Raw genomic sequence first — 24,807 nt, 5'->3', positions numbered from 1 at the left:
GATTAACCGTCCTTCTCGATTTCACAGAGTAGCGGATGCTGGCTTTCCCTGGCGTATTGGTTGACCTGCATGGCCTTTGTTTCGGCGATGTCACGGGTAAACAATCCGCACACTGCCCGCCCTTCTGTATGGACGGTCAGCATGATCTTCGTTGCCAGCTCGCGGTTCAGATTGAAGAACGTCTCGAGCACTTCGACGACGAAATCCATCGGTGTGTAGTCATCGTTGAACAAAACCACCTTGTACATCGGTGGCGCCTGCAGGATCGGCTTGGCTTCCTGTACCGCAAGCCCCGAGCCGTCGTCCTCATTCGATTGCGGGCGATCCTGATTGAATGTTAGTCGAATCTCGCTAGGTGCATGCATGGAAAGAATTTCATCATGATCGGCAAGTTAGGGTTATGGGTTGACCGCACAAGCCGCCCCCAGCGCAGGCGCCGGGCGGCCTTGACTATCGGCAAAACGGTGTTACAACCAATAAGAACCCACCGTGGTCGATAAAGATCCGCGCAGTCAACCAGATTTTTCGCATGGTTCGTATGCGGATGACGTGGATGATACTCCAGTGATGGAGTCCTTTGCAGAGGGACATAGGGATGGCAAGCGGTAAAGTCAAGTGGTTCAACAATGCCAAGGGCTACGGATTCGTGCTTGAAGAGGGCAAAGACAACGTTGATCTGTTCGCCCATTATTCCGCAATCCAGATGGACGGATACAAGACGCTCAAGGCTGGCCAGGCCGTGAACTTCGATATCGTCCAGGGCCCCAAAGGACTGCACGCGGTGAACATCACCAGCGCGAGCGTGACGACCAGCAACGGCGAAACAACGAAAAACAACGTTCCCGTGACGGTCTGAATCGCGCCATCCAGTGCCTGAAACGAAAAAACCGGCCGCCTCTTTACCCAAGGCGGCCGGTTTTTGATTGGCTTACATATGCTTGATCATCTCGTCGCCAAACCCTGAACTGCCCACCAGCCTGGCCCCCTCCATCAGCCGCTCGAAGTCATAGGTCACGGTCTTGGCCGCAATCGCGCCATTGGTGCCTTTGATGATCAGGTCGGCCGCCTCGGTCCAGCCCATGTGCCGCAGCATCATCTCTGCCGACAAAATCACCGACCCTGGGTTGACCTTGTCCTGCCCGGCGTACTTGGGCGCGGTGCCGTGGGTGGCCTCGAACATGGCCACGGTGTCGGACAGGTTGGCCCCCGGCGCGATGCCGATACCGCCCACTTCCGCCGCCAGGGCATCGGAAAGGTAGTCACCGTTGAGGTTCAGCGTGGCAATCACATCGTACTCTGCCGGGCGCAGCAAAATCTGCTGCAACATGGCATCGGCGATGGCGTCCTTGACGATGACTTCGCGGCCGGTCCTTGGGTTTTTGAACTTCATCCACGGGCCGCCATCGAGCAACTCGGCGCCGAACTCGTCGCGAGCCACTTCATAGCCCCAGTCCTTGAAGGCCCCTTCGGTGAACTTCATGATGTTGCCCTTGTGCACCAGGGTGAGCGATTCGCGGTCATTGTCGACCACGTACTGCAGGGCCTTGCGCACCAGGCGCTTGGTGCCCTCGCGGGAGACCGGCTTGACGCCGATGCCGCAGTCCTGGTCGAAGCGGATCTTGGTGACGCCCATTTCCTCCTTGAGGAACTTGATCACCTTGTTGGCTTCGGGCGAGCCGGCCTTCCATTCGATGCCGGCATAAATGTCCTCGGAGTTTTCGCGGAAGATCACCATGTCCACGTCACCCGGCTTTTTCACCGGGCTCGGCACGCCCTGGAACCACAACACCGGCCGCAGGCATACATAAAGGTCCAGCTGCTGGCGCAGGGCCACGTTCAGCGAACGGATGCCGCCACCCACCGGCGTGGTCAAAGGCCCCTTGATCGACACCACATACTCACGCACCGCATCGAGGGTTTCCTGCGGCAGCCAGGTATCCTGGTCATACACCTGGGTGGCTTTCTCGCCGGCATACACCTCCATCCAGGCGATCTTGCGCTTGCCGCCGTAGGCTTTTTGCACGGCAGCATCCACCACCTTGATCATGACGGGCGACACATCGACACCAATCCCGTCACCTTCGATATAAGGAATGATCGGGCGGTCAGGCACATTGAGCGAATGGTCGGCATTGACGGTGATCTTGGTGCCGTCGGTCGGAACCTTGATTTTCTGGTATCCCATGCTTGCACTACTCCGCGTTCGGGTGTGATTGGACATCATGCGATCCCACTGAGCCTAAACCACATCCGCTGACGCGCAAGCACTGCGACAACTCACCACATTGCCCCTACGTCTTTGGTCTTATAAATGGCGCCGATGTCACTTCGCCTTGCTGAATAGCCCGATTGGTTTGATATACTGCGCCGCGACCGAAGGGTCATCGGGGCGAACCCTTGGAAAATGCGGCTCGCCCTCGGCCAGGAATGGCCAGACAGCCTGGGTTGTTACCGCAGCCCAGCACTTGACGCTCGACTGATGCATCCACCATCACCGCTCGCAGCCTCTCGACTATCCGCTCATGGCGTCGCCAGGGCGAAGCGCCTACCCTGCGCACCTCGAGACTCGAGTACGCTCAGCACATAGAGAGTTAACCCGCATGCCCACCCGTTCCAAGATCATCTATACCTTCACCGACGAAGCCCCTGCCCTCGCCACCTACTCGCTGCTGCCGATCATCGAAGCGTTCACCGCTTCGGCTGACATCGCCGTAGAAACCCGCGACATCTCCCTGGCGGGCCGTATCCTTGCAGCCTTCCCGGAGCAACTGGGCACCGAGAAACAGGTAGGCGATCACCTGGCGGAACTGGGCCAGCTGGCCACCACCCCTGAAGCCAACATCATCAAGCTGCCTAACATCAGCGCATCGGTCCCGCAGCTGAAGGCCGCGATCAAGGAACTGCAAGCCAAAGGCTTCAACATCCCGGACTACGCCGACGAGCCGGCCACCGCCGAAGAAAAAGACTCCCGCGCCCGCTACGACCGCATCAAGGGCAGCGCCGTGAACCCGGTACTGCGTGAAGGCAACTCTGACCGCCGCGCGCCGCTGTCGGTCAAGAATTACGCCCGCAAGCACCCGCACAAAATGGGCGCCTGGGCCGCCGACTCCCAGTCGCACGTTGCCCACATGAGCAACGGCGACTTCTACGGCAGCGAAAAAGCCGCCCTGATCGAGGCTGACGACAGCCTGCGCATCGAGCTGGTCGGCAAAGACGGCACCACCACCGTCCTGAAAGAAAAAACCGCCGTCAAGGCCGCCGAAGTCATCGACTGCGCCACCATGAGCCGCAAGGCCCTGAAAGCCTTCATCGCCGAGCAGATCGCCGATGCCAAGGCCTCCGGCGTGCTGCTGTCGGTGCACCTGAAAGCCACCATGATGAAGGTGTCCGACCCGATCATGTTCGGCGTCATCGTCGAAGAATTCTACGGCGATGTTCTGGCCAAGCACTCGGCCGCCCTGGCTGACGTGGGCTTCAACGCCAACAACGGCATCGGCGACCTGTACGCCCGCATCAAGGACCTGCCAGCCGACAAGCAGGCCGAGATCGAAGCCGACATCCAGGCCCTGTACGCTGAGCGCCCGGCCCTGGCCATGGTCAACTCCGACAAAGGCATCACCAACCTGCACGTGCCGAGCGACGTCATCGTCGACGCCTCGATGCCGGCCATGATCCGTGACTCGGGCAAAATGTGGAACACCGCCGGTGAACTGCAGGACGCCAAAGCGATCATCCCGGACCGCTGCTACGCCGGTATCTACCAGGCCACCATCGAAGACTGCAAAGCCAATGGCGCCTTCGACCCGACCACCATGGGCAGCGTGCCGAACGTTGGCCTGATGGCGCAAAAAGCCGAAGAGTACGGCTCCCACGACAAGACCTTCCAGGTCAAGGCCGATGGCGTCGTGCGCGTGGTCGACAGCAAGGGCAAGGTCGTTCTGGAGCAGAACGTCGAAGCCGGTGACATCTTCCGCATGTGCCAGACCAAAGACGCGCCGATCCAGGACTGGGTCAAGCTGGCCGTCAACCGTGCCCGCCTGAGCAACACCCCGGCGGTGTTCTGGCTGGACCCGGCTCGCGCCCACGACGGCGTGATGATCGAAAAAGTGCAGAAGTACCTGAAGGACCACGACACCGCTGGCCTGGACATCCGCGTCCTGGCACCGGTCGAGGCCATCAAGTTCTCCCTGGCCCGCATCCGCGAAGGCAAGGACACCATCTCGGTGACCGGCAACGTGCTGCGCGACTACCTGACCGACCTGTTCCCGATCATGGAGCTGGGCACCAGCGCCAAGATGCTGTCGATCGTGCCGCTGATGAACGGCGGTGGCCTGTTCGAAACCGGCGCTGGCGGTTCGGCACCGAAGCACGTGCAGCAGCTGGTTGAAGAGAACTTCCTGCGTTGGGACTCGCTGGGTGAATTCCTGGCCCTGGCCGCTTCCCTGGAGCACCTGGGCAACACCTACGACAACCCGCGTGCCAAAGTGCTGGCCAACACCCTGGACCAGGCCACCGGCAAGTTCCTCGACACCAACAAGTCGCCTTCGCGCAAAGTCGGCGGTATCGACAACCGCGGCAGCCACTTCTACCTGACCCTGTACTGGGCCCAGGCACTGGCTGCCCAGAGCGACGACGCCGCCCTGCAGGCGCGCTTCGCCCCACTGGCCAAGACCCTGACCGAGAACGAGGAGACCATCGTCGCCGAGCTCAACGCCGTTCAGGGCAAGCCGGCCGACATCGGTGGCTACTACGCCCCGGATGCCGAGCTGACCGCCAAGGTGATGCGCCCAAGCCAGACCCTGAACAGCGCCATTGCCGCCCTGTAAGGTTCGCTTGAAGTAACAGCACAAACCCCGGCCACGCACCGGGGTTTGTGTTTTCTGCAGGAAAGACGCGGGCCTTGTGGGAGCGGCCTTGTGTCGCGAAAGGGCTGCGCAGCAGCCCCAAAATCTCAGCCCATGCACAGATTGCCGGGGTCGCTGCGCAGCCCTTTCGCGACACAAGGCCGCTCCCACAAGGCCCTCGCCAACAGTAGGAAAAACCCATGACCTGGCAACCCCACATCACCGTCGCCACCATCGTCGAACACGACGGCAAATTCCTGTTCGTCGAAGAATTCAAAGCCAACCAGCACGTCTTCAACCAACCCGCCGGCCACCTCGAGCCCAACGAGACCCTGGCCCAGGCCGCCCTGCGCGAAACCCTTGAAGAAACCGCCTGGGAAGTCGAGCTCACCGGCGTGGTCGGCATCTACCTCTACACCGCCCCCAGCAACGGCGTAACCTACCAGCGCATCTGCTTTGCCGCCCGCCCGGTGCGCCACCACGCCGACCTGGCGCTGGACAGCGACATCGTGCGCGCCGTGTGGCTGACCCGCGACGAACTGCTGGCAACCCCCGAACGCTGGCGCAGCGAGCTGGTACCACGCTGCCTGGACGACTACCTCGAAGGCCCGTTGCACAGCCTGGCCCTGCTGCGCGACTGACGCGCAGCCCCGGCTTTGATAGAATCGGCGTTTTTCCCCTTGATACACACCGGTACCCATGACCAGCCCAGCACTCAAAGACCCCGCCAAGACCCGCGTCATCGTCGGCATGTCCGGCGGCGTGGACTCTTCCGTCTCCGCCCTTCTGCTCATGGAGCAGGGCTACCAGGTGGAAGGGCTGTTCATGAAGAACTGGGAAGAAGACGACGGCACCGAATACTGCACCGCCCGTGAAGACCTGGCCGACGCCCAGGCCGTGTGCGACCGCATTGGCATCAAGCTGCACACCGCCAACTTCGCCGCCGAGTACTGGGACAACGTGTTCGAGCATTTCCTTGAAGAGTACAAGGCCGGCCGCACGCCCAACCCGGACATCCTCTGCAACCGCGAGATCAAGTTCAAGGCCTTCCTGGACTATGCCCTGTCGCTGGGCGCCGACCTGATCGCCACCGGCCACTACGTGCGCCGCCGCGACACCGGCGCGCTCACCGAACTGCTCAAGGGCCTGGACCCGAACAAGGACCAGAGCTACTTCCTGCACGCCGTGGGCGGCAAGGAAATCGCCCGCACCCTGTTCCCGGTTGGCGAGCTGGAAAAGCCCGAGGTGCGCGCCATCGCCGAAAAACACGGCCTGGCTACCGCCAAGAAGAAAGATTCCACCGGCATCTGCTTCATTGGCGAGCGCCGCTTCAGCGACTTCCTCAAGCAATACCTGCCGGCCCAGCCAGGCAATATCGAAACCACCGAAGGTGAAGTGATCGGCCGCCACCATGGCCTGATGTACCACACCATCGGCCAGCGCCAGGGCCTGGGCATCGGCGGCCTCAAAGACGCCGGCGACGAGCCGTGGTACGTGCTGCACAAAGACCTGACCCGCAACGTGCTGGTGGTCGGCCAGGGCAACGAACACCCGTGGTTGTTCTCCCGCGCCCTGCTCGCTTCGGAGATTTTCTGGGTCAACCCCATCGATTTGAGCAGCCCACGCCCACTCACCGCCAAGGTGCGCTACCGCCAGGGCGACCAGCGCTGCACGCTGGAGCGCACCGCAACCGGCTACCGCGCCGTGTTCGACGAACCGCAGCGCGCCGTGACCCCGGGCCAGTCGGTGGTGTTCTATGACGGCGAAGTGTGCCTGGGCGGCGGCGTGATCGAGACCGCCGAGCCGTGGAGCCCACGCGCATGAGCAACCTTCAGGAGCAACTGATTGCCCTGGGCGGCGTGTTCCAGGCCGCCGTGCTGGTCGACCGCATTGCCCGCACCGGCCAGGCCAGCGAGGCCAACATCGGCTGCATGCTGGGCAGCCTGCTGGTGCGCGACCCCAAAAACACCCTGGAAGTGTTCGGTGGCGACGACCTCAACCTGCGCGACGGCTACCGGGCGCTGGTCGGCGCCCTCGAGCGCGACCCCAGCAGCCTGCAGCGCGAGCCTCTGCGCTATGCCCTGTCGATGCTGGGCCTGGAGCGCCAGCTGAACAAACGCGGCGACCTGCTCGACACCATCGGCAACCGCCTGCCGCAAATCCAGTCCCAGGCCGAGCATTTCGGCCTGGTACACGAAAACGTCATCGCTTCCAGTGGCGCCTTGTACCAGGACACCCTGAGCACCCTGCGCCAGCGCATTCAGGTGCATGGCGACATGCGTTTCCTGCAGCAACCCAACAATGCCTCGAAAATTCGCGCCCTGTTGCTGTCCGGTATCCGCGCCGCGCGCCTGTGGCGCCAGTTGGGCGGTCACCGCTGGCAATTGGTGTTCAGCCGCCGCAAACTGCTGAACGAGCTGTACGACATGATGCGCGCGCCAAGCTGACAAGCGCACGTTGCTCTGTGCAGGAGCGGCCTGTGGGAGCGGCCTTTCGCGACGCAAGGCCGCTCCCACAAGCAAATTTCATGTATGATATGCGCCCTTCCAAAAGCCTGACTGTCCGAGAACACCCCATGCAGCTTTCTTCGCTCACTGCGGTTTCCCCTGTAGACGGCCGTTACGCCGGCAAAACCCAGGCCTTGCGCCCCATTTTCAGCGAATTCGGCCTGATCCGTTTCCGCGCCCTGGTCGAAGTACGCTGGCTCCAGCGCCTGGCCGCCCACCCGCAGATCGGCGAAGTGCCGGCGTTCTCCGCCGAAGCCAATGCCCTGCTGGACAACCTGGCCACCGACTTCAAGCTTGAACACGCCGAACGCGTGAAAGAAATCGAGCGCACCACCAACCATGACGTCAAGGCGATCGAATACCTCCTCAAGGAGCAGGCCGCCCAGCTGCCTGAGCTGGCCAAGGTCAGCGAATTCATCCACTTCGCCTGCACCAGCGAGGACATCAACAACCTGTCCCACGCCCTGATGCTGCGCGCCGGCCGTGACGACGTGCTGCTGCCGCTGATGCGCCAGATCGCCGACGCCATCCGCGCCCTGGCCCATGCCCACGCCGACGTGCCAATGCTGTCGCGCACCCACGGCCAACCGGCTTCGCCGACCACCCTGGGCAAAGAGCTGGCCAACGTCGTGTACCGCCTGGAGCGCCAGATCGCTCAAGTGGCTGCCGTGCCGCTGCTGGGCAAGATCAACGGCGCCGTGGGCAACTACAACGCCCACTTGTCGGCCTACTCGCAGATCGACTGGGAGCAGAACGCCCGCGCCTTCATCGAAGACGAACTGGGCCTGCAGTTCAACCCGTACACCACCCAGATCGAGCCGCACGACTACATCGCCGAGCTGTTCGACGCCATCGCCCGTTTCAACACCATCCTGATCGACTTCGACCGCGATGTGTGGGGCTACATCTCGCTGGGCTACTTCAAACAGAAGACCGTTGCCGGCGAAATCGGCTCGTCGACCATGCCGCACAAGGTCAACCCGATCGACTTCGAAAACTCCGAAGGCAACCTGGGCATCGCCAACGCGCTGTTCCAGCACCTGGCCAGCAAGCTGCCGATCTCGCGGTGGCAGCGTGACCTGACCGACTCCACCGTGCTGCGCAACCTGGGCGTGGGCTTTGCCCACAGCGTCATCGCCTACGAAGCCAGCCTGAAGGGCATCGGCAAGCTCGAAGTCAACGAAGCCCGCATCGCCGCCGACCTGGACGCCTGCTGGGAAGTACTTGCCGAGCCGATCCAGACCGTGATGCGCCGCTTCAACATCGAGAACCCCTACGAGAAGCTCAAAGAGCTGACCCGTGGCAAGGGCATCACCCCTGAAGCGCTGCTGACCTTCATCGACGGCCTGGACATGCCAGCCGACGCCAAGGCCGAGCTCAAGCTGCTCACCCCCGCTACCTACATTGGTAACGCGGCAGCCCAGGCCAAACGCATCTAAGCTGACCGTCGCGTACAACGCCCGGCCTGGCCGGGCGTTTTTATTCCCGGACGAAAATTACGTTTTTTCAATAGGTTGAACATGAATCCTGATACTCCACTGCAGCTGCTCGGCGGCATCTCGGCCCGCGAATTCATGCGCGACTACTGGCAGAAGAAACCGCTGCTGGTGCGCCAGGCATTCCCGGACTTCGAAAGCCCGATCGACCCCGACGAGCTGGCCGGCCTGGCCCTGGAAGAGGAAATCGAGTCGCGCATCGTACTGGAGCACGGCGCCCACCCATGGGAACTGCGCCGCGGCCCGTTCGAGGAAGACACCTTCGCCGACCTGCCGGAAAAGGACTGGACCCTGCTGGTGCAGGCCGTTGACCAGTTCGTCCCGGAAGTGGCCGAGCTGCTAGAGCACTTCCGCTTCCTGCCTAGCTGGCGTATCGATGACGTGATGATCAGCTTCGCCGCCCCCGGTGGCAGCGTCGGCCCGCACTTCGACAACTACGACGTGTTCCTGCTTCAGGGCCACGGCAAGCGCAACTGGAAGCTTGGCCAGATGTGCAGCAACGAAAGCCCGCTGCTGCCCCACGCCGACCTGCGCATCCTTGCCGAGTTCGAGCAGAGCGAAGAATGGACCCTTGAGCCGGGCGACATGCTCTACCTGCCACCGCGCCTGGCCCACTACGGCGTGGCCGTGGACGACTGCCTGACCTACTCGGTCGGCTTCCGCGCCCCAAGCGCCGCTGAAGTACTCACCCACTTCACCGACTTCCTCGGCCAGTTCCTGCCGGACGAAGAGCGCTACAGCGACGCCGACGCCCAGCCGGCCAGCGACCCGCACCAGATCCAGCACGACGCCCTGGATCGCCTCAAGGCGCTGATGGACAAGCACATGGGCGACAAGGACCTGCTGCTGACCTGGTTCGGCCAGTTCATGACCGAACCACGCTACCCGGAGCAAGTCGTGGGCGAAGAGCTGGACGAAGAAGAGCTCGTCGAAGCCCTGGAAGACGGCGCCATCCTCATCCGCAACCCGAGCGCGCGCATGGCCTGGTCGGAGCTGGGTGACGACCTGATGCTGTTCGCCAGCGGCCGCAGCTGCCCACTGCCGGCCAAACTGCGCGAGCTGCTGAAGCTGGTGTGCTCGGCCGACGCCTTACATATTGAAAACCTTGAGCCGTGGTTGCAGGACGAAGATGGCCTTATGCTGGTACAGCAACTGGTCAAACAAGGAAGCCTGGGGTTTGCCAATGAATAAGATCCGCGTTCGCCTGGCCGACTGGCACAAAGACAACGCCGATATCCACCGCATCCGCACCGCCGTGTTCGTGGCCGAGCAGCATATTCCGCCTGAGCTTGAGTTTGACTCCGAAGACCAGGGCGCCGTGCATTTTTTGGCCCTTGAAGGTGATTACCCCATCGGTACCGCCCGCCTGCTGGCCGATGGCACCATTGGCCGTATCTCGGTGCTCAAGGACTGGCGCGGGCTGAAAGTGGGCGACGCGCTGATGCAGGCGGTAATTGCCGAAGCGCAGAACCGCGACCTGAAGCAGCAAATGCTCAGCGCCCAGGTGCACGCCACGCCGTTCTATGAGCGGCTGGGCTTCCGGGTGGTCAGCGAGGAATTCCTCGAAGCCGGCATTCCGCACGTGGAGATGGTGCGCGACTCGCGCGCCTGATTGCTGGCCCATCGCGGATAAATCCGCTCCTACACGGTCCTTGTAGGAGCGTATTTATCCGCGATCAGGCCAGGCCTGCAACACCCACTCTCACAAAACCTGTACATCCATCCAGATAAAACTTGCCTCTGCGCCCCCGCTTGCGCATCCTATGACCCATCTTTCCCGATAAAGCGTTTCCGGCCATGCGCCTGTTCCTCTGCGAAAAACCTTCCCAGGCCAAAGACATCGCCAAGGTACTAGGCGCCACCCGCAAGGGCGACGGCTGCTGGCAAGGCACAGACGTATGCGTGACCTGGTGCATCGGCCACCTGCTCGAAACCGCCCCGCCCGACAGCTACGACGCGCGCTACAAACGCTGGAACCTCGCCGACCTGCCGATCATCCCCGATAAATGGAAGATGCTGGTCAAACCCAAGACCGCCAGCCAGTTCAAGGCCGTCAAACGCTTGCTTGGCGAGGCACGGGAGCTGGTGATCGCCACCGACGCCGACCGCGAAGGCGAGATGATCGCCCGCGAACTGGTCGAGCATTGCCGCTACCGCGGGCCGATCCAGCGCTTGTGGTTGTCGGCGCTGGACGACGCTTCAATCCGCAAGGCCCTGGCACGCCTGCTGCCCGGCCAGCAGACATTCACCCTGTATCACTCGGCGCTGGGCCGGTCACGGGCCGATTGGCTGATCGGCATGAACATGAGCCGGCTGTTCACCCTGCTGGGCCGCCAGTCTGGCTACCAAGGCGTGCTGCCAGTGGGCCGCGTGCAAACCCCGACCTTGCGCCTGGTGGTGGACCGCGACCGCAGCATTGCCGATTTCGTGCCGGTACCGTTCTGGGCCATTGACGTACAGCTTGAGCACGCAGGCCAGGCCTTCAATGCCCAATGGCGCGCACCGGAAGACACCTGCGACGACCAAGGCCGTTGCCTGAATCAAGCCCTGGCGCGGCAGGCCGCTGCCGACATGGGCAATGCGGGCACCGCGCAAGTGCTGAAAGTGGCCACCGAACGCGTGCGCGAAGCAGCGCCCCTGCCCTTCGACCTCGGTACCCTGCAGGAACTGTGCTCGAAAAAATTCGGCCTCGGTGCCCAGGAAACCCTCGACATTGCCCAGGCGCTGTACGAAACCCACAAACTGATCACCTACCCACGCAGTGACTGCGGCTACCTGCCGCAAAGCCAGCACGGCGAAGCACCTGCCATCCTCGCGGCCCTGCAACGCGCCGATGCCAGCCTGGCGCCTCTGCAACCCTACCTTGAACCGCAACGCCGCTCGCGCGCCTGGAACGATGCCAAAGTCAGCGCCCACCACGGCATCATCCCTACCGCCGCCGCCAGCGACCCTGCGCGGCTGCCGGCCAAGCACAAGGCCGTGTACACGCTGATCCGCGCGCGCTACCTGGCGCAGTTCCTGCCCAACCACGAATACGACCGCACCCAGGCCGAGTTCGACTGCGCCGGGCATGCCTTGCGCGCCGTCGGCAAGCAGATCGTCGAACCCGGCTGGCGCCGTGCCCTGCCCGAGGCCCTGACGCCTGCCAAAGGCCGCGAAGCGCCACCGGCACAGGTGTTGCCCTCATTGCACGAGGGCCAGCATTGCATGGTAAAGGGCCTGCAGTTGAAAGACCTGTGGACCCAACCGCCCAAACCGTTCACCGAAGGCGACTTGATCAAGGCAATGAAGAACGTCGCCAAACTGGTGGATGACCCACGCCTCAAACAGAAGCTCAAGGAAACCACCGGCATTGGCACCGAGGCCACCCGCGCCAGCATCATTCAGGGCTTGCTGGACCGCGGGTATCTGGTGAAAAACGGCAAGGCGCTGTCAGCCACTCCCGCCGCCTTCAGCCTGATCGATGCTGTGCCCCGCGCCATCGCCGACCCAGGCACCACGGCGATCTGGGAGCAGGCGCTGGACATGGTGCAGAGCGGGGAAATGAGCCTGGAGGAGTTCGTTGCCCGGCAGTCGGCGTGGATGGGCAAGCTGGTGGAGCGTTGCAGTGGCATGCGCCTGGCTATCAGTGGGCCTGCGGTGGGCAAGGCGGCGCCTTGGAAGAAGAAGCGGCGTAGTACCGAAAAGGGCAAGGCAGCCCCCAAAAAACCGAGGCAGCCACGGCGTAAAGCTTCAAGTTGAAAGGTTACCTGTACCGCCGCGATGAGGCCGGTACAGGCACTACAAATCAGGTCCCACTCTTCAAACGGCTGAACGCCCGGGTCAACTCCCGGTTGAACGCCTTGCCATTGTCATTTTTCCCATACAGCCGCGCTCGCACGTCAGCCGGCGGATACGTCCCCGGCGCGTTGCGGATCGCCGTATCCACCAGCCCATCCGCCGCCGTGATGGCATTGGCGTAGTGGATACTGTCGGTGATCGGCGCTATCACCTCGGGTCGCATCAGGTAGTCCACCAGTAGCCAGGCTGCTTCGGGGTGTGGTGCATCCTTGGGTACAACCAATGCATCCAGCCAAATCAACGTTCCTTCCCTGGGAATGCTGTAATCCAGCTTGAACGCCTTGCCCGCTTGCTGCGCCTGGGCCTGGGCGATGGCCACGTTGCCGTTCCACGACATGGCCACACAGGTTTCGCCATTGGCCAGGTCATTGATGTTGCGGTCATTGTCGAAGTAGCGAATGTAAGGGCGGATCTTGCGCAACTGCGCCTCGGCCGCCTTCAAGTCTTCAATACGCTGCTGGTTGATATCCAACCCCATGTAACGCATCACTGCAGCGAACACTTCGTTGGGGTCGTTGAGCAGGCTCACCCCGCAATCGGCGAATTTCGACACCACCTGCGGGTCGAACAGCATCGCCCAGCTGTCCAGCGGCGCATCGCCCATCCGGGTGGCTACCGCCTGTTGCTGGTAGCCCACACCGGTCGTGCCCCAGGCGTAGGTGCCCGCATAGCGGTTGCCCGGGTCGAACAGCGCCATGTGCTGGCGAAACTCTTCGCCAACGCCCGCCAGGTGCGGCACCCGAGCCTTGTCCAGCGGCTGCAGCGCGCCACTGGCGATTGCCCGGCTCACATGCTGGCCGGCGCTGAGCACCACATCGTAACCGCTGCCCCCGGTGAGCAGTTTGGTCTCGGCGGTTTCCAGCGAGTCAAAGTGGTCGGCGACCACGCGGATACCGGTTTCTTTTTCGAAGTTGCTCAAGGTGTCCGGGGCCAGGTATTCGCCCCAGATGTACAGGTTGACGGTGGGCTGTGGTGCGTCGGCTGCCTGGGCCACCGACACAGCGCAGCCCAAGGCAGCAGCGGCCAGCAGGAAACGGTTCATCAGCGGCGACCTCCGGCATATTGCGGCATGGTGATGCAGGCGACATTGCCACCGCCCAGCAGGATTTCGCGAGAGTTCTCAATGCCGATGATGCGCTGCCCAGGGAACAGTTCGGCCAAGGTCGCCTGGGCGATGCTGTCGTTTCGGTCGCCGAACAGTGGCACGACGATGGCCGTGTTGCCGGCGTAATAGTTGATGTAGGAAGCACAGATACGGGTGCCCGCTTCGCGCAGGTGCGTGCCCTCCACCTGGTCGAGCCCGGCGGCCTCTTCGGCCGTCCACTGCAACACGTCGGGCTGCGGCAGTTTGTGCACCTTGAGTTCACGGCCCTGGGCATCGCGGGTGCCGCGCAGGATGTCGTAGGCTTCCTGGTAGATCTCCCATTGCGGGTCGTCGCGGTTGTCGGTCCATTGCAGCACCACTTCACCGGGCCGTACGAAGCAGGCCAGGTCGTCGATGTGGCCGTCAGTTTCATCGAACTTGCAGCCGCGCGGCAGCCAGACTACCTGGTCCGCGCCCAGGTAATCCTCCAGCCGACGTGTCACCTCGGCCTTACCCAGGTGGGCATTGCGGTTGCGGTTGAGCAGGCATTGTTCGGTGGTCAGCAAGGTGCCCTGGCCATCGCTCTGAATGCCGCCCAGTTCGGCGATCAGCGGCGCACGGTAGCGGTCCAGCCCTTCGATCTCGAGTATTTTCTGGGCAATCTGGTCATCCTTGTCCCACGGGTAATACAGGCCGCCGTCCAGGCCACCATAGGCATTGAACTCGAAGTCCACGCCCCGCACTTCGCCACTGCTGTCGTTGACCACGAAGCAGGCTCCGCTGTCACGGAACCACGTGTCGTTGCAGGTCATTTCCACCACCCGTACGTGAGGCGGTAGCAGGCGCCGGGCATTGGCGTACTGGGCTGCCGAAGCGCAGACGGTGACCGGCTCGCTTGACGCGATGGCCGTGACGATGTCGACCCAGACCTTCTGCGCAGGCTTGGCGCCGTTGCGCCACACATCCGGGCGCTCCGGCCAGCCAAGCCAGCAACCAGCCTTGCGCTCGAATTCGCCGGGCAGGCGGAAACCATCGGCCTTTGGAGTAGTGGTAAGCGAACGTGCCATGGGTCAACCTCGTGTCAGGGAGTGATGACTGCACGCTACGCCCGCCCGCGGCTGGCTTCCAACGATGAAAACTCAGCGATAGTTGAACTGAATTCAGCTATCACCCAACTGTTCGATGAACCATTCGATGAATTCGGCGACGGCCACACGCTCCAGGCGCAGGCGCTCGCACACCAACGCGTACTGCCCTTGGGCGGTCACGCTGGCAGCGAAAGGCCTCACAAGGCGACCACTTTGCAGGTCGGCCTGGCAGGTCAGGTTGTCGCCCATGGCCACACCCTGCCCCAGCGCGGCGGCCTCAAGTGCCAGGGCGGCATGGGGGAAATACAGTTGGCGCGTGGGGAGTGCGTCTTCGGCATGGGTGGCCAGCCAGGTTGTCCAGGTGCGGCCGTCCTGATCGTCATGCAGCAGGCAGTGGCGCACCAGGTCACGCGGGCGCTTGAGGCTGCCCTGGTTGAACAGGCCCGGGCTGCACACCGGGAAGAACTGCAACAGCGGCAGTGGGCGCACGAAGTGCGTGCTGGCGTCCAGTGCGCTGGTGCCGTAGGTGATGGCCAGGTCGATGTCCAGCGCCGGGGCGCCGGCATTGATTGGCTGTTCGTGCAGATGCAGGGTGATGTGCGGGTAGCGGCTGCTGAAGTCGGCCAGCCGTGCCACCAGCCACTTTTGCGCAAGCTCCGCGGTGACGGCAACGCGCAATACGGCCTGGGAGGCCGGGTCACGCAACTCGTCACAGGCTTTGCCGATCAGTTCGAAGGCTTGCTGCAGGTGGTGCAGCAGGCGTTCAGCTTCTGCGCTGGGGCGAACCTGGCGGCCGACACGCTCGAACAGCGTGACGCCAAGTTGCTCCTCAAGTTGGCGTATTTGATGGCTCACGGCACTGTCAGTGACACAAAGCTCGGCGGCGGCGCGGCCGAAGTGGCCATGGCGGGCGGCGCATTCGAAGGTGCGCAGGGCGGTCAGGGAAGGCAGGCGGCGCATCGAGTTTTCCTGTCGGGGCATCGGCCCCCGGATCATACAACTCACGCCACAGGAAAGACGAACGACCTGGCGCAATGAAAATTACCTGCTAAATTTTCATGAAAATAATCACAATAAATTTCACGAGGCATTGGCATGTTCAAGCAATCCGCCCAGCACGTCGCCAGCTACTACGCCCAGACCTACCCCGCCACAATCCCATTGCGCCCCACGCTGCAAGGTGCCCACGACACCGATGTGCTGATCATCGGCGCTGGTTTCAGCGGCCTGCACACCGCACTGCGCCTGGCCGTGGCCGGCAAACGCGTGACCCTGCTGGAGGCCAGCCGCGTGGCCTGGGCCGCGTCCGGGCGCAACGGCGGCCAGGCGCTGTTGGGCTGGTCATGCGACATGCCGCCCCTGGAGAAATCCCTGGGAGTGGAGCGCACCCGGCGCCTGTGGGCCAGCATGTGCTGGGCCGCCGACGAACTGCGCGACCTGCCCCGGCGCCACGGCTTCGACATCGATTACCGCTTGGGCAGCCTGTGGACCGCCGTGCTGCCGCGCCGGGTAAAAATGCTCGAAGAGGCCCTGCACGATGCCCAGCAAAAATGGGGCTACGACGCCCTGCGGCTGATCGGCCGCGACGAGTTGCCGCAATGGATCGACAGCCCGCGTTACCAGGCGGCACTGTTTGACGCCAAAGGCGCGCACCTCAACCCGCTGAAACTGGCCCAAGGCCTGGCCGCCACCGTGGAGGCCGCGGGCGGGCAGATTTTCGAGCAAAGCCAGGTGCTCAATTACCTGCAGGCCCCTAATGGCTTCGTGGCACGCACCGCGCACGGCGAGGTGCGCAGCAGCCTGCTCGTTCTGGCCTGCAATGCCTACATCGACCGGCTCGACCGCCGCCTCTCCAGCCGGCTGCTGCCCGTTGGGTCTTACCAGGTGGCCACCGCGCCACTGGACGTCGAGCTCGCGCGCACCCTGCTGCCGCGCAACAGCTGCGTAATCGACAACCAGTTCGTGCCCGACTACTTCCGCCTCACGCCGGACCACCGCCTGTTGTTTGGCGGCGGCTGCACTTACCTGGGCGGCATCCCCAAGGACGTGGCCAGCGCCACCCGGCCTTACCTGGAACAGGTATTCCCACAACTGGCCGGGGTAGCCATCGAATATGCCTGGGGTGGCCACATCGACTGCAGCACCCGGCGTACGCCGGACATTGGCCGTGACGGCGATTGTTACTGGCTGCAGGGCTTCTCCGGCCACGGGGTGCTGCCAACCTTGGCCGCCGCCCGCGCCGTGAGCGATGCGATCCTGGGCAACGACGACCTGCTGGCACTTTATCAAGGCATCGACAACGGCCGCTTCCCCGGCGGCGACTTGCTGGCAGCCCCGCTGGAAGCGGCAGCCAAGGCCTGGTACAGGATGCGCGACCATGTGTGAAGACGCCCAGGCCCTGGCCCTGCTGATCCGTGACCTGCGCAAGCACCGTGGGCTTACCCTCGACGAACTGGCCGGCAAGGTGAAGCGCTCGCTGGGCTTTCTGTCCCAGGTCGAGCGCGGCCTGTCGCAGCCCACCGTGGCTGACCTGACGGCCATCAGCGAAGCCTTGCGGGTGCCCACCACCTACTTTTATCAGGCCAGCCAGCCCCGCGAACTGGACTGGGTCACCCGGCCCGGTGAGCGGCGCACGATCTATTACGCCGAAGGCATCAGCGACGTGCTTGTCTCCCCGACCCTGAACGGCGGCTTTGCCATGCTCGAAAGCCACCTTGCGCCGGGTGCCAGCAGTGGCGAGGGGCACCTGAACGACAGCTCCGAACAGGGGGGGTTCGTGCTCGAAGGTGAGCTCACCCTATGGCTGGATGGCAGCGAGGACGCGGTAACCCTGCGTGCCAATGACAGCTTCCAGCTGCCGCCGAACCGGCGTTTTCGCTACGCCAACCTGACCGGCCAACCGACCCGCGTGCTGTGGGTCTTCAGATGACAGCTCACACGCCAAACACTCCCCCTGTAGGAGCGGCTTCAGCCGCGATCACCGGCGCAGCCGGTGCCAACCCCAAGGAACGCAGCATGACCACGCCATCCGCCGACCTGCTCAACGAAGTGCGCACCTTCCGCGCCCGCTACCCCGATGTGCGCTATGTCGACCTGCTCAGCCTGGACATCCCCGGGCACTTCTACGGCAAGCGCTACCCTATCGACATGCTGGAAAAAGTCGCCGCTGGCAGCCCGCTCAAACTGCCGCAGAACTGCGTGCTGCTAGGCGTGCAAGGCGGGCTGTTCCCGATCGGCGACTACTGCTTCAACGACGGCGACCCGGATGCCCTGCGCCGCCTGATCCCGGGCACGCTCAAGCCGGTCAGCTGGGAACGCGAACCGCTGGGGCAAATGCTGATCAGCTCCGATGGCACCGCCGCGCCCATCGAGTTCGAACCCCGGGAAGTACTGGCCCGTGTGCTGCAACGCCTGGCCAGCAAGGGCATCCGCCCGGTGGTGGCCTTCGAACTGGAGTTCTACCTGTTCGACCGTGCACTCAAGCATGGCCAACCGCAGTTCCCCCGCGACCCGTTCAGCGACGACCCCGACGACCAGCCCAACATGCACATCGAACGGCTGTCGCGGTTCAGTGACGTGCTGCGGGACATGGTCGAAACAGCCAACGCCCAAGGTGTCGACGCCAACGTCATCACCGCCGAACTGGGGCCGGGGCAGTTCGAGATCAACTTCGGCCACTGCGAAGACGGCCTGCGCGCCGCGGACTGGGCAGCCCTGTTCTGCCGCAGCACGCGCGGGGTGGCACTCAAGCACGGGCTGCGCGCATCGTTCATGAGCAAGCCTTACCTGCAAGCGCCGGGCAGCGGCATGCATGTGCATGTGAGCCTGTACGACCAGGCCGGCAACAACGTGCTGGCCAGTAACGGGCAACGCCCGCTTCGCCATGCCGTGGCGGGTTGCCTGGCCCTGTTGCCGCACTGCATGCCGGTGTTTGCCGCCAACCACAACGCGTTTCGCCGTTATGGCGCCATGGTCAATGCCGCCAGCCGGGCGAGCTGGGGCTTCGAGGACCGGGACGCCTGCATTCGCATACCCGAATCGGATACGCGCAACCTGCGCATCGAGCACCGCCTGGCCGGGGCCGATGCCAACCCGTACCTGGTGCTGGCGGCGATCCTGTGCGGGATGGAGCATGGGCTGGATGCAGGGCAGGAGCCGATTGCGCCGCTGAATGACAACCGCGACAGCGGGGTCGATTTCCCCAAGGACATGCTGACTGCAGTGGCGGCCATGCGCGGGCACCCAGCGGTGAACGAGAGCCTGGGGCCGGAGTTCGTGAAGGTGTATTGCGAGAACAAACGCCAGGATCACCTTGCATTCATGCAGGAAGTCAGTGCGCGAGAATATCGGTGGTTCCTGTAATGACTGCGCGGGCTTACCATAGCGCCCTTTCCTGCCAGCCTGAAACCCCATGCCCTTCGAACTCACCGTAGAACCCTTGACCCTGCTGATCCTGGTGCTGGTCGCCTTCGTCGCCGGTTTCATCGATGCCATCGCCGGCGGTGGCGGCCTGCTTACCACCCCGGCGCTGCTGACCGCCGGCATGCCTCCGCACCTGGTGCTGGGCACCAACAAGCTCAGTTCCACCTTTGGCGCAGCCACGGCCAGCATCACCTACTACCGGCGCAAACTGTTCCACCCGGCGCAGTGGCGCCCGGCCTTGCTCAGCACCCTGGTGGGCGCTTCGGTCGGCGCGGTGGTGGCCCACTACATGCCCGCCGAGTGGCTGAACAAGATGCTGCCGGTCATCGTGTTCGCCTGTGGCATCTACCTGCTGTTCGGCGGCACGCCCAAGGCGCCGCTGGACGCCGATGCGCCCATCAGGAAAAAGTGGCAGTTTCCGCAGGGCTTTACACTGGGCTTCTACGATGGCGTGGCCGGCCCCGGGACCGGCGCGTTCTGGACCGTGAGCACGCTGCTGCTCTACCCCATCGACCTGGTGCGCGCCAGCGGCGTGGCACGCAGCATGAACTTCGTCAGCAACATCGCGGCGCTGACGGTGTTCATCCTGTCCGGGCAGGTGGATTACATCGTTGGCCTGTGCATGGGCCTGTCGGTGATGGTGGGTGCCTTTTTCGGTGCACGCACGGCAATCAGCGGTGGCAGCAAGTTCATCCGCCCGGTGTTCATTACCGTGGTGCTGGCACTGACCGTGCGTTTAGCGTGGCAGCACTGGTTCGGCCAACCCTAACCTGCGCGCAACATACAGGTCGATCAGGTACCGGGCGATGGACCGCCCGGCCGGCAGTGGCGGCAGGTCGTGCACGTTGAACCACTTGGCGTCTTCGATTTCGTCCGGTTGCATCACGATCTCGCCCCCCGCGTATTCGGCATGGAAACCCAGCATCATCGAATGTGGAAACGGCCAGCACTGGCTGCCGATGTACTGGATGTTCTGCACCTCCACCGCCACCTCTTCGCGCACTTCGCGCACCAGGCAATCTTCGGCGGACTCACCCGGCTCGGCAAAACCTGCCAGGGTGCTGTACACCCCGGTCACGAAACGGGGTGAGCGCGCCAGCAGGATCTCGTCACCGCGGGTGACCAGCACGATCATGCTGGGCGAGATGCGCGGGTAACTGCGCAGGTCGCACGGCTGGCAATACATTGCCCGCTCCCAGCGGATTTGCGCCATCGGCTGGCCGCAGCTGCCACAGAAACGGTGCTCACGCGCCCAGGTGCCGATTTGCGCGGCGTAGCCCAGCACTTTGTAGGTATCGAAATCGCCCTCAAGCATGAAGGTGCGCAGGCCGCGCCAGTTGCAGCCCGGCAAATCGGCCGCACTGCGCAGCTCCAGCAGGAACACCGGCTCGCCATCGAAGTGGCCGATGCCGTGTTCGGCCAGCACGTCCAGGTCCTGGCGCTTGAGCCACTCTCGGGGGAACAGCGCGCCGTTGGCGTCCACCAGAAAACCTTCCGGGCTGCGGGCCACTGCCAGCCCCCCGGTCAGTTGTGGGTCGAGTACTGCGGTAGTCCAGCGCGCTGACATGTCGGGGTTCCTGTACGGCGCGTCCCCCGAGCCTGTCAGTCGGCGAACGTCGGTTTCTGTTTGCTCATGTGTGCCGCCACAGCCACGCGCAGGTCTTCGGACTGCAGCATCGCGGCGTTCCAGGTGGCAATGTATTCCAGGCCATCGTCGATGCGATGGTCACGCATGTAGCTGAGCATTTCCTTGGTGCCGGCTACGGCAATGGGCGATTTTGCGGCAATCTCGCGGGCGATGGCAAAGACCCCGTCGAGCAATGCGGCCTGATCATCATAGACCCGGTTGACCAGCCCGATGCGCAGCGCCTCGTCGGCCTCGACATTGCGCCCGGTGAAGGCCAGCTCGCGCATCATGCCGTCGCCGATGATACGTGGCAAACGTTGCAAGGTGCCGACATCGGCGGCCATGCCCATGTCGATTTCCTTGATCGAAAACTGCGCGTCACGGCTGCAGTAGCGCATGTCGCAGGCCGAGACCAGGTCGATGGCACCGCCGATGCAGTAGCCCTGAATGGCCGCCAGCACTGGCTTGCGGCAGTTGTCCACGGCGTTGAACGACGCCTGCAGGCGCAGGATGGTACGGCGCAGCAGGCGGGCATTGCGGCCCACGTCCTTACCCATCTGCCCGGCCAGCGAGGCGAGCATCATCAGGTCGATGCCGGAAGAGAAATGCTTGCCCGCGCCACTGATGACCACGGCACGTACGGCATCGGTGTCGTCGACCCACTGGAAGATATCGACGATTTCCTCCCAGAAGGCGGCATTCATGGCGTTGATCTTTTCCGGGCGGTTGATCTGCACATGGGCGATGTTATCGGTCAGTTCAACCTTGAATGCGCTGTACTCGGTCACGGGCGGTACTCCTGTGGAGAAAAGGTTCACAGGTTGGGATGGTAACCCAGGGGCATGGCGGTGCTTGTGCCAAAAGCGGGACTGGGGTTGGGGGGTATGTCATGGGGTATTCTGCGCCTGTGAGATTGAGCGCCGCTCACGCGGCGCATCGCGGATAAATCCGCTCCTACAAAAACGACGCAATACCTGTAGGAGCGGATTTATCCGCGAGCGGCGCTCCGCATCACTCAAACCATGCAAATACAACTTTTGCACCACTGCCGCATCGAATCTCAGGTAAGCACCTTTCCCTTTCCAGGAGGTTTGCCATGCCGATGCGCAAAGCGCTGGTGTTTTCCTGCTTGACCCTGGCCTTGTTGGGTTGCGCGGGCGCAAGCGACGACCACCGCACCCCGCCCACCACACAGCAGGTCGACCTGCAACGCTATCAGGGCACCTGGTACGAATTGGCACGGCTGCCAATGTTTTTCCAGCGCAACTGCGTGCAGTCCGAGGCGCACTACGGCCTGCGCGAAGACGGACGTATCGACGTGACCAACCGCTGCAAGGAGAAGGACGGCCAGTGGAACGAGGCCAAAGGCGTTGCCGAGCCGCAGCAGCCGGGCAAGACCGACAAGCTTTGGGTACGCTTTGACAACTGGTTCAGCCGGTTGGCACCGGACCTTACCAAAGGTGACTACTGGGTGCTGTACCACGACAAGGACTACCGCGTGGCGCTGGTGGGGCACCCGAACCGGGAATACCTGTGGTTGCTGTCGCGCACGCCGGCGGTGACCGACCAAACGCGCGAGCACCTGCTGGCGGTGGCCCGCCAGCAGGGCTATGACACCAGCAAGCTGATCTGGCGCGGCGGCGATTAACGGCTGGCCTGCCGCGGGGCGATCACCGCCCCAGGCTATTCACCGCCTGCTTCGCGGCGACTTCCTGCCCCGCCCGGGCCAACTCATCCGCCGCCTGCAGCCAGCGCTGCCGGTCCACCTGGGCAGGCAGTTGCCGTGGCGGTTGCACCAGCACCGCCCAATTCCCCTCCTTCGCCCATGCCGAGGTAAAGTCGTCAAAGGCCATCATCTGCCGCCGCTGCATCCCCGAACGCAGCAGCACCCGCTGCTTGTAACGGTCGTAGCCGACCAACACGGCATAACGCGGTTCGCTCCACCAGGCCGAGCCTTCCTCATAGCGCAGCAGCACCGGGTTGCCTGCGGCCACCTGGGTGAGCAGCGCATCCAGTTGTTTTTCCAGCGGGTACACGACCATGCCATAGTCCCGTGCCACACGCGGGATGCTGGTACCCAGCGCCTCGGCCTTTTCAGGCAGGCCTAACGGTTTGTCCAGCAACCCTGGGGTGATCGGCGCGCCCTGTTGCGTCAGCAAGGCCGCCAGGGCCATGGCACCGCTGTGGTTGGCATTGCCGCGGTAGAACGGCACGCTGCTGATCTCGACCCGCTGCGGCAGGCCTTTGAGCGTGGCCGGCGGGGTGCCCGCGCAGCCCGCCAGGGTTGCGGCCATCAGGCAGGCCGCCAGCAGCCGACGTGGGCCCTTGGCCCACCACTTGAGGGAGTCTTGCACCTTGGTCACTCGCTTGTTCCAACGCCAGGCAGGCAGCGCCCGGCTCTGGGCAACGATCATAGGGCGCCTGAGCGCGCGGGTATAGCCCGGCGCAGGCTTGGAACCAATCGGCACAAGCAATAGACCTTCGGTCAATGGAACGTCACGGGCGGGGAGCTAGACTAAAGCAGTGTCTGTAGGGCAAACCTTGGGTTGGCCGCAGAGAAGGAGGCACCATGAGCCTGACTATGGCAATCCTCATGCTGGTAGGTATGTGGCTTAGCGTCGCTGCCGCCATGCTGTGGGGTGTTCTGCGTATCGTGCGGCGCCATTCGCACCACCATCACCTGCCCGCTCAGGGGCAAGCCAAACAGCCGGTGCGCAGGGCACGGCGGCATGCCGGGGCGCACTAGCCAAATGAAATGGGGCGCATAGCGCCCCACTCTTTTTTTACCGCTTCTTTTACCGCATCAGCCTTCAGCGGCCTCACGCTTGATGCGCGCCCGGCGAGCCAGGATGTTGAGGATCTCGATCACCGTCGAGAACGCCATCGCCGCATACACGTAACCTTTCGGTACATGGGCGCCGAAGCCTTCGGCAATCAGGGTCATGCCGATCATGATCAGGAAGCCCAAGGCCAGCATGACTACTGTCGGGTTGTCGTTGATGAAGTTGGCCAGCGGGTCGGCGGCCACCATCATCACGATCACGGCAGTGATCACGGCAATGATCATGATCGGCAGGTGCTCGGTCATGCCCACGGCGGTGATGATGCTATCAACCGAGAACACGATGTCGAGCAGCAGAATCTGGAAGATCGCGGCAGCGAAGCCCAGGGTGACCGTGGACGAAACCTTGGCTTCTTCCTTGGCACCGTGCGGGTCGACGTTTTCGTGAATTTCCTTGGTTGCCTTCCACAGCAGGAACAGGCCACCGGCGATCAGGATCACGTCCTTCCAGGAGAACGCATTGCCGAACACTTCGAATACCGGGTCGGTCAGCTGCACGATCCAGGCCACGGTGCTCAGCAGTGCCAGGCGCATGATCAGCGCCATGCTGATACCAATGCGGCGGGCCTTGGAGCGGTACTCCACTGGCAGCTTGTTGGTCAGGATCGAGATGAAGATCAGGTTATCGATGCCCAGTACGACTTCCATGGCCACCAGGGTGGCCAAGGCTACCCAGGCGGTGGGGCTTGCGGCGAGTTCCAGCAAATATTCCATTTTTCAATCCTGCGGCGGTTCTGGGTCAGATGTCCTGGGTTTTGTCTTTCTGTTCGGCGTCCTTGGCTTTTTCGCCCTCGATGCCAATGGCGTCACTCAATGCTTGCTGAGCCGCCTTGTTGGTATCGTCGATCGCCTCTTTGGCCGATTCGGCCGCCTGATCGAGCATTTTCTGGGCGGACTTTTCGGCCTGATCGCAGCCGGCCAGGCTGAACAGGGCCAGTGCCAGCACCAGAGGGGTGCCAATGGATTTGAGTTGCAGCATGGGGTCCTCGCTTGTCGATATCCCGGCGGCGCGCACCGCGCCTGATAGAGCCGCATTCTAAAGACGCCGACACATCCG

At 63.2% G+C, this 24,807-nt stretch carries 25 protein-coding genes; 15 read left to right on the top strand and 10 right to left on the bottom strand.

The features are described from left to right. Positions 1–2: 2 nt before the first annotated feature. Positions 3–365, bottom strand: coding sequence for an ATP-dependent Clp protease adapter ClpS (gene clpS, locus PVV54_RS09270; RefSeq protein ID WP_013973290.1), 363 nt, complete (start codon positions 363–365; stop codon positions 3–5). A gap of 230 nt (positions 366–595) precedes the next feature. On the opposite strand from clpS, the gene cspD reads away from it, so the two are divergent. Continuing rightward, a complete protein-coding gene (cspD, locus tag PVV54_RS09265; RefSeq protein ID WP_274909634.1) occupies positions 596–856 on the top strand; it encodes a cold shock domain-containing protein CspD in 261 nt (86 codons plus the stop codon). A gap of 72 nt (positions 857–928) precedes the next feature. On the opposite strand, the gene icd is transcribed toward cspD, so the two are convergent. After that, on the bottom strand, positions 929–2,185 hold the full coding sequence (gene icd / locus PVV54_RS09260) for an NADP-dependent isocitrate dehydrogenase (protein WP_274909633.1): 1,257 nt from the start codon (positions 2,183–2,185) through the stop codon (positions 929–931). Positions 2,186–2,600: 415 nt separating this feature from the next. Between icd and PVV54_RS09255 the strand changes: the two genes are divergently transcribed. The 8 genes from PVV54_RS09255 (at position 2,601) to PVV54_RS09220 (ending at position 12,588) form a co-directional block, all read left to right on the top strand. Next, the gene (locus PVV54_RS09255) at positions 2,601–4,826 is read left to right on the top strand and encodes an NADP-dependent isocitrate dehydrogenase (protein WP_274909632.1); all 2,226 of its coding nucleotides are present in this window, start codon (positions 2,601–2,603) and stop codon (positions 4,824–4,826) included. A gap of 218 nt (positions 4,827–5,044) precedes the next feature. After that, a complete protein-coding gene (locus tag PVV54_RS09250) occupies positions 5,045–5,485 on the top strand; it encodes an NUDIX hydrolase (protein WP_274909631.1) in 441 nt (146 codons plus the stop codon). A gap of 58 nt (positions 5,486–5,543) precedes the next feature. Continuing rightward, positions 5,544–6,668 carry a tRNA 2-thiouridine(34) synthase MnmA gene (gene mnmA, locus PVV54_RS09245; RefSeq protein WP_274909630.1) on the top strand — a complete coding sequence of 375 codons (1,125 nt, stop codon included), beginning with the start codon at positions 5,544–5,546 and terminating at the stop codon, positions 6,666–6,668. Continuing rightward, positions 6,665–7,291 (top strand): high frequency lysogenization protein HflD, encoded by a 627-nt coding sequence (hflD, locus tag PVV54_RS09240; RefSeq protein ID WP_274909629.1) that lies wholly within the window; start codon positions 6,665–6,667, stop codon positions 7,289–7,291. Before mnmA ends, hflD begins: the two co-directional genes overlap by 4 nt. A gap of 128 nt (positions 7,292–7,419) precedes the next feature. Further along, positions 7,420–8,790: an adenylosuccinate lyase gene (purB, locus tag PVV54_RS09235; protein WP_274909628.1), complete on the top strand. Its 1,371-nt coding sequence runs from the start codon at positions 7,420–7,422 to the stop codon at positions 8,788–8,790. Positions 8,791–8,871: 81 nt separating this feature from the next. Then, complete coding sequence (locus tag PVV54_RS09230; protein WP_274909627.1) at positions 8,872–10,038, top strand: ribosomal protein uL16 3-hydroxylase; 1,167 nt, start codon at positions 8,872–8,874, stop codon at positions 10,036–10,038. After that, positions 10,031–10,459: a GNAT family N-acetyltransferase gene (locus PVV54_RS09225; RefSeq protein WP_274909626.1), complete on the top strand. Its 429-nt coding sequence runs from the start codon at positions 10,031–10,033 to the stop codon at positions 10,457–10,459. Before PVV54_RS09230 ends, PVV54_RS09225 begins: the two co-directional genes overlap by 8 nt. Before the next feature lie 185 nt (positions 10,460–10,644). Beyond that, positions 10,645–12,588 carry a DNA topoisomerase III gene (locus PVV54_RS09220; protein WP_274909625.1) on the top strand — a complete coding sequence of 648 codons (1,944 nt, stop codon included), beginning with the start codon at positions 10,645–10,647 and terminating at the stop codon, positions 12,586–12,588. Positions 12,589–12,634: 46 nt separating this feature from the next. On the opposite strand, the gene PVV54_RS09215 is transcribed toward PVV54_RS09220, so the two are convergent. The 3 genes from PVV54_RS09215 to PVV54_RS09205 form a co-directional block, all read right to left on the bottom strand. Beyond that, positions 12,635–13,729: an extracellular solute-binding protein gene (locus PVV54_RS09215; RefSeq protein WP_274909624.1), complete on the bottom strand. Its 1,095-nt coding sequence runs from the start codon at positions 13,727–13,729 to the stop codon at positions 12,635–12,637. Further along, entirely contained in the window at positions 13,729–14,838 is a 1,110-nt protein-coding gene (gene aguA, locus PVV54_RS09210) for an agmatine deiminase (protein ID WP_274909623.1), read from the bottom strand. Before aguA ends, PVV54_RS09215 begins: the two co-directional genes overlap by 1 nt. A 93-nt stretch (positions 14,839–14,931) precedes the next feature. Beyond that, positions 14,932–15,819, bottom strand: a complete 888-nt coding sequence (locus PVV54_RS09205; RefSeq protein ID WP_274909622.1) for a LysR substrate-binding domain-containing protein — start codon at positions 15,817–15,819, stop codon at positions 14,932–14,934. A 135-nt stretch (positions 15,820–15,954) separates the two neighbouring features. Here PVV54_RS09205 and PVV54_RS09200 point away from each other — a divergent pair, with 135 nt between their 5' ends. The 4 genes from PVV54_RS09200 to PVV54_RS09185 all read left to right on the top strand — a co-directional run bounded on the left by PVV54_RS09200 (position 15,955) and on the right by PVV54_RS09185 (position 20,050). Next, positions 15,955–17,244, top strand: coding sequence for an NAD(P)/FAD-dependent oxidoreductase (locus tag PVV54_RS09200; protein WP_274909621.1), 1,290 nt, complete (start codon positions 15,955–15,957; stop codon positions 17,242–17,244). Further along, entirely contained in the window at positions 17,237–17,788 is a 552-nt protein-coding gene (locus PVV54_RS09195; RefSeq protein WP_274909620.1) for a helix-turn-helix domain-containing protein, read from the top strand. Before PVV54_RS09200 ends, PVV54_RS09195 begins: the two co-directional genes overlap by 8 nt. 86 nt (positions 17,789–17,874) lie before the next feature. After that, entirely contained in the window at positions 17,875–19,221 is a 1,347-nt protein-coding gene (locus PVV54_RS09190; RefSeq protein ID WP_274909619.1) for a glutamine synthetase family protein, read from the top strand. A gap of 49 nt (positions 19,222–19,270) precedes the next feature. Then, positions 19,271–20,050 (top strand): TSUP family transporter, encoded by a 780-nt coding sequence (locus tag PVV54_RS09185; RefSeq protein ID WP_274909618.1) that lies wholly within the window; start codon positions 19,271–19,273, stop codon positions 20,048–20,050. Here the strand turns inward: PVV54_RS09185 and nudC are convergent. Further along, complete coding sequence (gene nudC, locus PVV54_RS09180) at positions 20,018–20,848, bottom strand: NAD(+) diphosphatase (RefSeq protein WP_274909617.1); 831 nt, start codon at positions 20,846–20,848, stop codon at positions 20,018–20,020. The genes PVV54_RS09185 and nudC overlap by 33 nt on opposite strands. Positions 20,849–20,883: 35 nt before the next feature. Continuing rightward, positions 20,884–21,696, bottom strand: coding sequence for a crotonase/enoyl-CoA hydratase family protein (locus PVV54_RS09175; RefSeq protein WP_274909616.1), 813 nt, complete (start codon positions 21,694–21,696; stop codon positions 20,884–20,886). A gap of 308 nt (positions 21,697–22,004) precedes the next feature. Here PVV54_RS09175 and PVV54_RS09170 point away from each other — a divergent pair, with 308 nt between their 5' ends. After that, a complete protein-coding gene (locus tag PVV54_RS09170; RefSeq protein ID WP_274909615.1) occupies positions 22,005–22,556 on the top strand; it encodes a lipocalin family protein in 552 nt (183 codons plus the stop codon). A gap of 22 nt (positions 22,557–22,578) precedes the next feature. On the opposite strand, the gene PVV54_RS09165 is transcribed toward PVV54_RS09170, so the two are convergent. Next, positions 22,579–23,322, bottom strand: coding sequence for a peptidase C39 family protein (locus PVV54_RS09165; protein ID WP_274909614.1), 744 nt, complete (start codon positions 23,320–23,322; stop codon positions 22,579–22,581). A gap of 155 nt (positions 23,323–23,477) precedes the next feature. Here PVV54_RS09165 and PVV54_RS09160 point away from each other — a divergent pair, with 155 nt between their 5' ends. Beyond that, the gene (locus PVV54_RS09160; RefSeq protein WP_274909613.1) at positions 23,478–23,654 is read left to right on the top strand and encodes a hypothetical protein; all 177 of its coding nucleotides are present in this window, start codon (positions 23,478–23,480) and stop codon (positions 23,652–23,654) included. A gap of 57 nt (positions 23,655–23,711) precedes the next feature. On the opposite strand, the gene PVV54_RS09155 is transcribed toward PVV54_RS09160, so the two are convergent. Continuing rightward, positions 23,712–24,464, bottom strand: a complete 753-nt coding sequence (locus PVV54_RS09155) for a TerC family protein (protein ID WP_274909612.1) — start codon at positions 24,462–24,464, stop codon at positions 23,712–23,714. Positions 24,465–24,489: 25 nt separating this feature from the next. Continuing rightward, positions 24,490–24,729 carry a hypothetical protein gene (locus tag PVV54_RS09150; protein ID WP_274909611.1) on the bottom strand — a complete coding sequence of 80 codons (240 nt, stop codon included), beginning with the start codon at positions 24,727–24,729 and terminating at the stop codon, positions 24,490–24,492. Positions 24,730–24,807 lie beyond the last annotated feature (78 nt).

This window comes from Pseudomonas sp. PSKL.D1 (assembly GCF_028898945.1).
In the GTDB taxonomy this organism is placed as follows: domain Bacteria; phylum Pseudomonadota; class Gammaproteobacteria; order Pseudomonadales; family Pseudomonadaceae; genus Aquipseudomonas.
The sequence above is the reverse complement of the archived record's forward strand: the minus strand, read 5'-3'. Positions and strand labels throughout refer to the sequence as shown.